Raw genomic sequence first — 10,067 nt, forward strand, 5'->3', positions numbered from 1 at the left:
CATTCCCATGCGCCGATATCCAGCGGAACAAATAGTGAGTTAAACGACATGGGCAACCGCCGCCCATGCAATATGCAATCCCATCGACATGCGCCACACCTCCAGATCGGTCTGAGGCGGGTATACGTAGCATGGAGCTGTCCAATGGATTGCAACGAATCGTCAAAGCGTGCACGGATCTTGCGTCGTATCAATATGCCGACGCCACCGTGATCGCCGAACGCAGCGGCAGGCGTTGATCGTCTATAGCTGGGACCGCGAGGCTGACCCAGTGGGGCTATTCCATGTGCGGGTTTCGTTCCGCAAAATTTCCTCGACCCTTGCTGGGTATGGCTTTCGCCACGCCATTTTTCGCGAAATTGCGGAACGTATTTTCAGGCAGGCTATTGATTGTATTAACGTAGCGGCTGGGCTTCAAACCCGGTAGGGGGTGTCAGACACTCTCTGGTTGGTTCGACTCCGGTTGCCTTCTGCCAAAAGCGCTCGAGGAAGGCGATGTCGTCCTTATCAGCAACACGCGCTACACGATGGCCAGCAATCCGGCGGTCGAACCGATCGACGGCATGCCGCTCTATGCTTCGCCAGAACACGACATGGTGCGCCTCGGCGCTGGGGACGAGATGGCTTTGATGGGCGGCGGCAGCGGCTTTGCGGATGGCAGCGCCTCGTTCTGGACGCGCTCCCCACGTTCCTGCGTGTCGACCCGATCTCGTCCGCCGTCGAGGCTGTCGCAAGGACGCTGAAAGCCCTTAGGACGGAGGTCAGGAGCGCGGAAGTAGGCGGTTCGCTCGTCATCGAACGGTTGGCGGAAATCCTCGTCGTCGCGGCGGTCCGTGCTTTCGTGGCCACTAGTCCGACAACCAGTGTCGACTGGATCACCGCGCTGGCGGACCCACGGATCGGCAAAGCACTCACACTGTTGCACGGTGATGTTGCGCGCCGTTGGACGGTGCCGATGCTGGCATCGGAGACCGGCATGTCACGCTCGGCCTTCACGCAGCGCTTCGTCGACCGTGTCGGCCGCCCGCCGCTCGACTACCTCACGCGCTGGCGCATGGTTCTGGCGCAGCGAAAGCTTAGCGCGGGCCAGACCGTCGCGGTGGTTGCGACCGCAGTCGGCTACAGCTCGCAAAGCACCTTTTCTCATACCTTCAAAAGAATCTTTGGCCGTACACCGCGGTCTGTCGGCTGACGAAACCGACTTTGCCAGGATGTTCAAGCGTGTGAAGGGCGTTTCGCCACGCTATTATCGACCCCACAGCCCAACAACCCAGCCGTACCGTTCTGGATGAAAAGGAATCTCTGGCGTGCGCCGGGGCTATGGGGCTACTTCACGCGGCCAGCGCGTGCGCTTCGTCCTCGCTGGCGGCATCTTCCGGCGCATCCGTTTCGTCCGCTGCCTTTGGCACGCCCGCCGGCTCGGCGTCATGGCCGGTCTGGAATGCGGTGGGCATCCAACCTGTGCCATCCGCCGGTCGTTGCTTCGCTGGCAATGTCGCCTCGGCCTAGCCGAGCGTGGCCGCCAGTACGACGCTCAGCGTCTCGGCGGCGGTGTGGTGGTGGGGGTGGAATTGCGCACCTGTCGATCGAGCGGCAGGCCCGCGTGATCGGCGCCACCTGGCTCGACCAGCAGTTGATCTGTAGCGGCGCAAGGGCTGCGCGATCTGGGCTTTGGCGCTGAGGTCAAAGGCGTGCTACGAGAGCGAGCTGACTTCCTGGTCGAGCAGGGTTTGGCCGAGCATCGTGGGCAGCGTGTGGCCGGCATCTACCGGCGGCTCGTCATGCTCGCTAGCGGACGCTACGCGATGCTCGATGACGGCATGACGTTCTCGCTAGTGCCGTGGAAGCCGGTGATCGAACAGCGTCTGAGGCAGCAGATCGCCGCAACGGTGCATGGCGGTGGGGTGCCGTGGGACATAGGACGGCAGCGAGGCGTGTCGATTACCTGAAGAGCTGGATGCCGCATCGCCAATGTCGCCGCAAGCGCATACGCGTACGATTCCGGATCCAGGGCCACCTGATGGACGGTTCCTCGGGCCAGGATTCCGGTTGAAGGCGATGTGAACCTATCCTCGCTCAATGACTGGCTTGAGTGTATTCCGTTGAAGAATCGACTTTTCTCGACGGGTACGCTCGGGCTGGTTGCCCGTATGAGTGCGAGGCACCGTGGCTGGACGGAGCGCGCCCAGTGATTCCGTGGCGATGTCAACGGTAGAAAGCAGCGCCTCTGCGGGCACCGTATCGCGCGCCTGTACCGACAGGCCCTGCACGACGCTTGCGACGTAGTGAGCCCAGGCCAGGCAGTCGATATCGCGGCGCACCTGGCCGTCGCGTACGCCACGTTCGAGCCGCTCGGCCACGCGCTGCACGCTCGCGGCTCTCAACTGCCGTCCCAGCAGCGTCAGAGGTGTCTCCGACACGCCGGCGGGAGCCGTGGTGATCATGCAGCCGGGCGTCGCCGCGTTGTGTGAGAAGGTCGTGGCCGCGTCGCGCAGCAGCCGCGCCACCGCCTCCAGCGCGTCCGCTTCTTCGTCCAAGGCACGTGCCGCGAAGCCGCCGATCGTGCTTCGGTAGCGTTCGATCGCCTCTCGATAAAGCGCGTCCTTGGAGCCGAACGCCGCATAGAGGCTCTGCGCGGAGATCCCCATGGCTTCGGTCAGTGCCGGGATCGAGGCCCCCTCGAACCCCAGGGCCCAGAACACCTCCATTGCGCGTTCGAGCGCTGCGTCGCGCTTGAACGCTCGGGGGCGGCCGCGGCTTCTGTTATTTATCACAACGTTCACTGTTGCAATTCCTTGGTGTCGAAGTAATAATGGAATCACCATTGTGATATATATCCAAGGAGATTGCACGTGACCACGCTCAAACATTTGACGTCCACCCGCTCGCTTCGCGACCTGTTCCGCCCTGAGGTGATTTCGGCCGACACGCGCGCCGTCAACGAAAAACTGGCGCAGACCCTAGAGGTGCTTTCCCTGCCGGCGGATCTGCCCGGCATGCGCGATGCCTATGCCCAGGGACGGCTGGGACTGCCGGCATTGGCCAAGTCGCCGCGTGCGCGGTCGATGACGATCCCCGGGCCCGCGGGTGAGATGGCCTTGCGGGTGCTCGTGCCGGACGTGGTCCGCGGCGCCTATCTGCACATCCATGGCGGCGGATGGATGCTCGGCACCAACGACATGCTGGATGAACAGCTCGAATTGATCGGCCGCGAAGCGGGACTCGTCTCAGTGGCAGTTGACTACCGCCTGGCGCCCGAGCATGTATTTCCAGCCGCGATCGATGACTGTGTGGCTGCGGCACGCTGGCTGATCGACCATGCACAGGCGAGGTTCGGCGCTTCGTGGTTGGCGATCGGCGGGGAATCGGCCGGCGCGCACCTCTCGGCGGCAACGCTGCTTCGCCTGCGTGACACGGGGGAAGTCCAGGCGTTCGCGGCGGCCAACCTGACATTCGGCTGCTTCGACCTTTCGTTGAGTCCTAGCATGCGCCGGGCAACCGGGACGCCGTTCGTCGATCGCGCTGGTCTCGAAACGTTCTCGGCGACGTTTCGCGGGGGCGTCGACCCCACCGATCCTGCGCTTTCCCCCTTGTACGCCGACCTGGCCGGCTTGCCGCCGGCGCTGTTCTCGGTCGGGACGCTCGATCCGCTCGTTGACGACACCCTGTTCATGCACATGCGCTGGCAGGCGGCCGGCAATGAATCGGAGCTGGCCGTTTACCCGGGCGGAGTCCACGGTTTCAACTCGCTTACCGGTGAACTGGCCGATGCGGCGAACTTGCGTATTGCCCAGTTCCTGCACGACAGGCAGGACATCCCGGCTGACGCGTGAAGTCGGCCAAGCCTACCCTCGACACGTTGGTGGAAATGTCAAGCCGGGTCGGCGACCCGAATCCGCGAAAAGGGTACAGGGTGTGTTATCTGCGAGACCTTTGAGGCTCGTATGGTGGACGCTTTGAACACATCACAGTACGAGGCGATTCCCATCCTGTCGTATCTACAAGAATTCAATCGCAAGCTGCGAGATGAAGCCGAATGCTCTCAAAAGACCAGATCGAGAAAATCCGCGCCCTCGAACGCGCTGAGGTCCCTACGTCGACCCTGATTCATTCTGTTGCAGTAACTGCTACGCAGTGTCTTGCCGAAGCTACGGGCGTCCGCGTCGATATCGTGCTTCATGGTGTAGCTGCAGTTTCGCGAAACCCGCAAATCGCTGAAATCAAACAAAAAAAGGCGTAACCATGAACGAACTGGTCAAAAGCATAAGCATCGAAAACATGCTGCGTCAGCGCGACGCCGTCATTGAGCGCCTGATTGACGAAGCGGACACGCTGGCAGGAGCCGCCGGGCCCGGCACTGTTAGCGGCCATATCGGCTCCCGATACGGCCGGGGTGACGAGATGGTGCGCCGATCGGCGCGGCCGACTTCGTCGAGTCGATCACGAAGCGCGTCGACGCGCACGGCTGCCTGCCGCTGATGGTCCATGGCTCCTGCGTCATGTGGACGTATGGCACGCGCGAGGATGGCGAAAAGCGCTGGTTCAGCCACTACATTTTCGATGGCCACGGGAGCAAGTTGAACGAAGAGATGCCGCACTGAATCAAGCATTACCCCTGTGGCAACTTGTCCCGCTTCGGCGGGATTTTTTCGTATGTCGTGATCGCCCCGTGAGGCAACACAGCCGCCCTCAATCGGGGTCTTCAGCATGGCCGCACACATTCAGACCGTCATCGAAGACAACCTGGGGAAGCAGTTCGATCCTAATTCGCTGCCTCACTCCTATACCTGCGACACCACCGGCAACCGATTGACCACACTCGGCAAAGACGAACTCGGACCCTACGCATTTGAAGCGATTCGCCGGCGCGCGGACGGCAGCAGCAACCCGGACTGCGTGCTCAACGATCCGCGCTTTCATGGTGCGCCCGTCCTGCTGGCGGGTGAAAACTTCGGCTGCGGCTCGTCGCGCGAGGGAGCGGTGTGGGCGCTCAAGGGGATCGGGGTGCGCTGCGTGATCGCGCCCAGCTATGGCGACATCCTTCGCAACAACTGCTTCCAGAACGCGTTGTTGCCCATTAAGCTGCCGTTCGCACAAATGCACGCCCGGGGCATGATGGTCAGAAGTTGGGTGGCTAGCCGACGGACAGAACGTGTGGTCGGCATCTACCGGTGCAGCGCCATGCTTGGCGGGCGCTACGCCGTGCTCGGTGACGGCAAGGCATTCAGCCTGGTGCGGTGGAAGCCGGTGATCAAACAACGGCTGAGTCAGCAACTCGCCGCGATGGTGTGTGGAGGCAGCCATCCCGGGAACCGGACGACGACGCGGTGACCGCCCTCTAGGCGGCCACTTAAGCCTGGCAGCCGCTCGTCATTTCGGATTCATGGTGGCAAAGATGGCATCGTATGTGCCATCCCGGTCGGCCCATCGCCGAGCATGATCGCGCTCAAGCAGAATCTCCCCTCGGGGATGATCACCATGTTCGAGCATTTGCATCACCTGTCCAATGTAATCACCGATTGGCATGGCGCGAGGATCGGCAGCCTGCTGGGCGCCGGTCAGTTCGGTTTGCACATAGGGTGGCGAAAGCTCCAGCACTTCCACAGGGATTTTGTGGAGTTGATGACGCAGCGACGTAAGCCAGGAATGCAAAAAGGCTTTGCTCGCGCAGTAGGTTGGGAAGCTGGCAAGGGGCAGGAATGCCAGAGCCGAGCTGGTCGCTATGATCGTCGCGTTCGGCTGTTCTTTCAGCAGCGGCAGGAAAGCCACTGTCGCGCGCAGCACGCCCAGGATGTTGGTTTCGATGATCGCCTCGGCGTCGGCGCCGTCCCAGCGATCTGCGGTTACGTCCTCTGGCCGCGAAATGCCGGCGTTGGCGATGAGCACATTGAGTTCGGGAAATCTGGCGTGAACGTTGTTCTCGAGGCGGGCCAGCGAAGCCGGGTCGCCGAGGTCCAGCGGCAAGCCGACGATACCCGGACGGCTCGCTGTGATTTTGTCGAGCATCGTTTGACGTCGCCCGGTGACGATGACGCGGTTGCCGCGGTCATGGAATGCTTCGGCGAGCGCGCGGCCGATGCCGCTGGTGCCGCCCGTGATCAGAATGGTGTTTCCAGTTATCTTCATGGTTGTTGCCTTTCCGTCAGGTTGTTCAGGGGAAAGGCCACGGTGGCTCTCATGACTTCTGGCTGTGGGGAATCTCGACAAACACGCGCGCTTGGCAAAGCCATGTCACGCGTGTTTGGTAGCGGGGATCAGCCAAAGAAATGAAATGATGAGGGCATTACCGTGGCGCCTGTGTTCCGAGTTCCCTCTGCTGAGGCCCACTCGGTTTGGGCGCGTTGGATGACGATAACGCCTGCGGCAAGGCCATGAAGCTGGCTGCGAAAGCGAGCTTAGCCGTGCGGCCCCCAATCGTCAACCCGCCCGGACGGCACGGGTTTTTTATCGGAGGGCCTTCAAACTAACGGTCAAAACGCGGTGGGTATGTGAGATAGACCCGTCTGCGACCTCTCTGCGGTATCGGACATTTGACCGATACCGCAACGCCGGCAAATCTGCGATTGTCTGGAGCGCGTTTCCAGACGACCGCAGCTCGCACATGTGCGGATTTTGTAAGCTAATTCTTCAATTTTCGCGCACTTCGACGCGCTCGGGAGATAACGATGGTACCGGTAGATCCGATCGCGTCTGCTTTGCAGCAGATGCGCACGATGGCTAACGAAGCCGCAAATGCAGGAACACCTGACTCGTCGACCGTTGTTTCGGCCAATGCCAGCCCAGTTAGCTTCGCAGAGGCGCTACAACAGTCGCTCAAGGAGATCAGCGCCAAGCAGAAGTTGGTAGGCGGTGAGGCACGGGCGTTTGAACTAGGTGCGCCAAACGTCTCGCTCAACGACCTGGTGATTGATGGCGCGAAAGTCAACATCCAATTCCAGCGCTCCCTGCAAATCCGCAACAGACTCGTAAGCGCGTACACGGACATCATGCAGACCCCGTTGTAGCGCGAGGGGAGTTCTCGACTCGGTTTCCAATCGAGCCGAGAACGGAATATCAAATCGACGCCCCGGTAACGCGTGACCGGGCGATGCATTTCCTCAATGCAGCAATGCCTTTTCATCTTCGCTTCGCCGAGCACACATGGATAGCGACGCTTGACGGTGAGGCTTGTCCAGGCTTCAAAAGCCCATCGACACCACCTTGCTTTGCGCCTTATCGCTATCGATTGGGGAATACCGGAAGATTCATCCGCTTAAGAACCGGGTCAATGATCTGAAGATAATTCGCAAATGACGGTCTAGATGCCACTCTTTCCTGAAACCCAATGAGATTTGGATACGGTGTCAGGTCGAATTTGAAATAGGGATCCCACCCGACCATCACGAACAGGTAAGCATCGGCCACCGTGAAGGTCTCACCCGTCAAATATGATTGATGCGTCAACCTCTGTTCGATGTAGGTCAGCCTGCGGTTGAGGTTCTGTTTGTGTATCTCTTTCGCAGCATCTGGCATATGCGGATGGAACAATGGTCCGATAGTTTTGTGTACATCGGAGCCCACGTAGCTCAACCACTCCATCACGCGATAGCGCGCCAAGGTGCCTGCTTTTGGGAGCAATTCGGATTCGGGTTTCAGCTCGACGATGTACTGAAGGATGACGCCGATTTCGGTCAGCAATTCACCAGAATCCAGCCTGAGCGCCGGAACTGCATTCTTGGGATTCACGTCGGCAAAGGGTGTCCCATCTTCGATCAGCACGTGCGGTTGTGCGTAGACATCGACGAACTTAAGTTCATAGGGGATGTCAAGCTCAAGCAGGACCATGTTAGCTGCGCCCGAGCAAGCTAGCGGCGAGGCATACAGAATCATCAATTTTCTCCGACTTCGTTGTTCACGGTTCGGAACCAGAATAGATCAGATGCCTCTCCCTATATGTGCCGATACAATCACCTGATATGCTGATCCGATCAAAGTGATTCATGCCCTCGAATGGATCGTCTAGACTCATACACCGGCTGCATATGAACGCTGAAACCCGAATTCAACGGATGGTCTGGTCGAGACACAACGTAGGCTTGACGGCCTCGGTTCGTCAACGAAATGATTTGCTCGTCCACACCTTCGTCACCGATCATCCGGCGCTCATCTTGCTCAGACGCGGACGAAAAACAGTCAAGGTCAGCGGCCAGAAGATACTCTTATTACCCGGCGACGCTGTGGCGATTGCACCGGGTACGACTTGCGATGTTCAAAACGAAACAGAACGTGGAGAGTTTGAATCCACCTGGATCGTCTGCGCAAATTTGATCCTGTCGAGATTGGAGAGGGTTTTTCCTAATCACAAGAAACTGAAAAACGTTGCTGCTCTAAAAAACTTGGGCGACGAATTCGCGCAATCGTTCGAGCGTGCCGTACAAACCATTGTCACGCCCGACCGTATTCCTGACATCGTTGCAGAGCACCGGATGCAGGAACTGATGGCTTGGCTTGCACATACGGGGTTGATCTTCAATGCGGAGATACCGTCCGATCTGCAAAGGAAGGTGCGTCTCATGATCGGAGCCGCGCCGGAAAAGACGTGGGTTTCAAGAGATCTGGCGCAATCTCTTGCCATGAGCGAAGCGACCTTCAGGCGCCGGCTTGCGGATCAGGGACAGTCTTTCAACGATATTCTGATCGATGTGCGCATGACGACGGCACTGACGCTCTTGCAGGTAACAGACCGCCCAATTTCGGAAATTGCCTATCAAGTCGGCTACGAATCGGCATCACGCTTTTCGGTTCGATTCAAGAAACGTTTCGGCTTCTCGCCAATGGCCGTTAGGGGTGTTCCATTGCAACTTCAAACCTTATCGTGAGTGCTGCGGATAGAAATCCCAAACTACTCCGCGCTTTCGAGCGTGTATTGTTAGCTAATCGTCGGTCCTCTGTACGTCTGATGTCCCTGACCGCTCCGCTAACTTGCAAAATCGCGGCAAGCTGCTACCTCGCCGTTGCTCGGTGACTAACTTCACTGCATCAACGATATCCAATCAGGGGTGCTCTGAGCCTATCGCTATCGAGCTCCTTTCCGGTACCAGCCGTTCGATCAGAAGTCGCGAGCATCCGAGAGGGGATGACAAGGGAAGTTCGCGTCGAGATAGGGCAGGTGACTGGCGGGCGTTGGCCAAACTTCCGGGTTCGCCAATACTGGCCTGTCGCCGCTCTTGGACAAGATACGCTCCTGAGAGGCGCATAATCCAAGTTGAACGGAGTCCCGTTCCGTCGCCAGACGCGCCGCAAGCGGTGCGTCCCTCGTCCATAACGTTGGCGGATTGACGAGAATCCTCAATCAAAAGGAGTTTGAAAATGACTCTCAGCGGCGCGGCGGCGCACGAACCAATCAACGTTGGTCAATTGAGCATTCAGTACCTGATAGATGGAACTGCGACAGGCGGGATGGGTGTTTTTGAGTTGACCGTGCCCCCTAACTCGCAAGTTCCGCCACCACACAGCCATACACGTAACGAAGAATGCGTCTACGTCCTGGAAGGCATGCTTCGGTACTCGGTCGATGGGATAGTCCGAGACTTGACACCAGGAGAATGGATGTTCACCGCACGCGGATCGGTCCATCATTTTAGCAATCCGCACAATGGCACAGCCCGCGCATTGATCGTCCTTACTCCCGACATTGGTGCTCAGTATTTTCGTGATGTCGGAGCAATCATAAACGCTGGCGGACCGCCCGACCGCGAGAAACTTATCGATGTCATGTCCAGGTACGGGCTCGTGCCAGCGCCACCACAATGAAGAACGATCGTCCTCAATATCGATAGTCCGTCCCGCTTCGCGGGAGTCCCTGAACCTAGGCGTTGAACGTCGGCTTTCGGAAATCTCATCTGACCGCTTCGGGTCAACATCGGTCCTCCGTTTTTTCCGAGAGCAGTCATTCGACGAGCTGCAATCTAATGTGGCGCTATTGACCGCAACGGCCGATGACCGGTCGGACATGATTCGAGCACGAAGATCCGTTGTCTGGACGAAACCGATGTTCAAATGTCCGATCGTCGGTAGATGACTGGTCT

General features: G+C 59.0%; 12 protein-coding genes, 1 tRNA gene and 2 pseudogenes. 11 read left to right on the forward strand and 4 right to left on the reverse strand.

Going from position 1 to position 10,067, the window contains the following annotated elements; translation table 11 throughout:
- The first annotated feature begins 377 nt into the window (after positions 1-377).
- From AC1ECK_RS36380 to AC1ECK_RS36390, 3 genes and pseudogenes are all read left to right on the forward strand, one after another.
- Positions 378-476: transfer RNA gene (locus tag AC1ECK_RS36380), tRNA-Sec, on the forward strand.
- Positions 431-784 (forward strand): annotated as a pseudogene (locus tag AC1ECK_RS36385) (hypothetical protein); the annotation flags it as partial. The gene AC1ECK_RS36380 and the pseudogene AC1ECK_RS36385, both read left to right, overlap by 46 nt.
- A gap of 18 nt (positions 785-802) precedes the next feature.
- Positions 803-1,192, forward strand: coding sequence for a helix-turn-helix transcriptional regulator (locus AC1ECK_RS36390; RefSeq protein ID WP_480328128.1), 390 nt, complete (start codon positions 803-805; stop codon positions 1,190-1,192).
- 139 nt (positions 1,193-1,331) lie between these two features.
- On the opposite strand, the gene AC1ECK_RS36395 is transcribed toward AC1ECK_RS36390, so the two are convergent.
- Positions 1,332-1,454, reverse strand: a complete 123-nt coding sequence (locus tag AC1ECK_RS36395) for a hypothetical protein (RefSeq protein ID WP_480328103.1) — start codon at positions 1,452-1,454, stop codon at positions 1,332-1,334.
- Positions 1,455-1,487: 33 nt separating this feature from the next.
- Here AC1ECK_RS36395 and AC1ECK_RS36400 point away from each other — a divergent pair.
- A pseudogene (locus tag AC1ECK_RS36400) lies at positions 1,488-1,949 on the forward strand (DUF3363 domain-containing protein); the annotation flags it as partial.
- Positions 1,950-2,066: 117 nt separating this feature from the next.
- Here AC1ECK_RS36400 and AC1ECK_RS36405 read toward each other — a convergent pair.
- Positions 2,067-2,783 (reverse strand): TetR/AcrR family transcriptional regulator, encoded by a 717-nt coding sequence (locus AC1ECK_RS36405; RefSeq protein ID WP_480328105.1) that lies wholly within the window; start codon positions 2,781-2,783, stop codon positions 2,067-2,069.
- Between the two features lie 69 nt (positions 2,784-2,852).
- Between AC1ECK_RS36405 and AC1ECK_RS36410 the strand changes: the two genes are divergently transcribed.
- The 4 genes from AC1ECK_RS36410 to AC1ECK_RS36425 all read left to right on the forward strand — a co-directional run bounded on the left by AC1ECK_RS36410 (position 2,853) and on the right by AC1ECK_RS36425 (position 5,331).
- A complete protein-coding gene (locus AC1ECK_RS36410) occupies positions 2,853-3,833 on the forward strand; it encodes an alpha/beta hydrolase (protein ID WP_480328107.1) in 981 nt (326 codons plus the stop codon).
- A 203-nt stretch (positions 3,834-4,036) separates the two neighbouring features.
- Entirely contained in the window at positions 4,037-4,240 is a 204-nt protein-coding gene (locus AC1ECK_RS36415; RefSeq protein WP_480328109.1) for a hypothetical protein, read from the forward strand.
- A 2-nt stretch (positions 4,241-4,242) separates the two neighbouring features.
- Positions 4,243-4,479, forward strand: coding sequence for a hypothetical protein (locus AC1ECK_RS36420; RefSeq protein ID WP_480328111.1), 237 nt, complete (start codon positions 4,243-4,245; stop codon positions 4,477-4,479).
- Positions 4,480-4,707: 228 nt separating this feature from the next.
- Positions 4,708-5,331, forward strand: a complete 624-nt coding sequence (locus AC1ECK_RS36425; protein ID WP_480328113.1) for a DUF3363 domain-containing protein — start codon at positions 4,708-4,710, stop codon at positions 5,329-5,331.
- 39 nt (positions 5,332-5,370) lie between these two features.
- Here AC1ECK_RS36425 and AC1ECK_RS36430 read toward each other — a convergent pair whose 3' ends face one another.
- Positions 5,371-6,126, reverse strand: a complete 756-nt coding sequence (locus AC1ECK_RS36430; RefSeq protein WP_480328117.1) for an SDR family oxidoreductase — start codon at positions 6,124-6,126, stop codon at positions 5,371-5,373.
- A gap of 539 nt (positions 6,127-6,665) precedes the next feature.
- Between AC1ECK_RS36430 and fliE the strand changes: the two genes are divergently transcribed.
- Positions 6,666-7,004, forward strand: a complete 339-nt coding sequence (gene fliE, locus AC1ECK_RS36435; RefSeq protein ID WP_480328120.1) for a flagellar hook-basal body complex protein FliE — start codon at positions 6,666-6,668, stop codon at positions 7,002-7,004.
- Positions 7,005-7,218: 214 nt separating this feature from the next.
- Here the strand turns inward: fliE and AC1ECK_RS36440 are convergent, their stop codons facing one another.
- Complete coding sequence (locus AC1ECK_RS36440) at positions 7,219-7,869, reverse strand: glutathione S-transferase family protein (protein WP_480328122.1); 651 nt, start codon at positions 7,867-7,869, stop codon at positions 7,219-7,221.
- A gap of 152 nt (positions 7,870-8,021) precedes the next feature.
- On the opposite strand from AC1ECK_RS36440, the gene AC1ECK_RS36445 reads away from it, so the two are divergent.
- Together AC1ECK_RS36445 and AC1ECK_RS36450 are read left to right on the forward strand one after the other, a co-directional pair.
- Entirely contained in the window at positions 8,022-8,858 is an 837-nt protein-coding gene (locus AC1ECK_RS36445) for an AraC family transcriptional regulator (RefSeq protein ID WP_480328124.1), read from the forward strand.
- A 490-nt stretch (positions 8,859-9,348) separates the two neighbouring features.
- Positions 9,349-9,792, forward strand: coding sequence for a cupin domain-containing protein (locus AC1ECK_RS36450; protein WP_480328126.1), 444 nt, complete (start codon positions 9,349-9,351; stop codon positions 9,790-9,792).
- Positions 9,793-10,067 lie beyond the last annotated feature (275 nt).

Source organism: Paraburkholderia sp. SSBN10T (assembly GCF_056619545.1).

Bases quoted from the DNA above. Each gene is read 5' to 3' on its own strand.
- AC1ECK_RS36450 (WP_480328126.1), top strand. From the start codon at position 9,349: ATGACTCTCAGCGGCGCGGCGGCGCACGAACCAATCAACGTTGGTCAA.
- AC1ECK_RS36445 (WP_480328124.1), top strand. From the start codon at position 8,022: ATGAACGCTGAAACCCGAATTCAACGGATGGTCTGGTCGAGACACAAC.
- AC1ECK_RS36430 (WP_480328117.1), bottom strand. From the start codon at position 6,126: ATGAAGATAACTGGAAACACCATTCTGATCACGGGCGGCACCAGCGGC.
- AC1ECK_RS36425 (WP_480328113.1), top strand. From the start codon at position 4,708: ATGGCCGCACACATTCAGACCGTCATCGAAGACAACCTGGGGAAGCAG.
- AC1ECK_RS36395 (WP_480328103.1), bottom strand. From the start codon at position 1,454: ATGCCCACCGCATTCCAGACCGGCCATGACGCCGAGCCGGCGGGCGTG.
- AC1ECK_RS36420 (WP_480328111.1), top strand. From the start codon at position 4,243: ATGAACGAACTGGTCAAAAGCATAAGCATCGAAAACATGCTGCGTCAG.
- AC1ECK_RS36440 (WP_480328122.1), bottom strand. From the start codon at position 7,869: ATGATTCTGTATGCCTCGCCGCTAGCTTGCTCGGGCGCAGCTAACATG.
- fliE (WP_480328120.1), top strand. From the start codon at position 6,666: ATGGTACCGGTAGATCCGATCGCGTCTGCTTTGCAGCAGATGCGCACG.
- AC1ECK_RS36415 (WP_480328109.1), top strand. From the start codon at position 4,037: ATGCTCTCAAAAGACCAGATCGAGAAAATCCGCGCCCTCGAACGCGCT.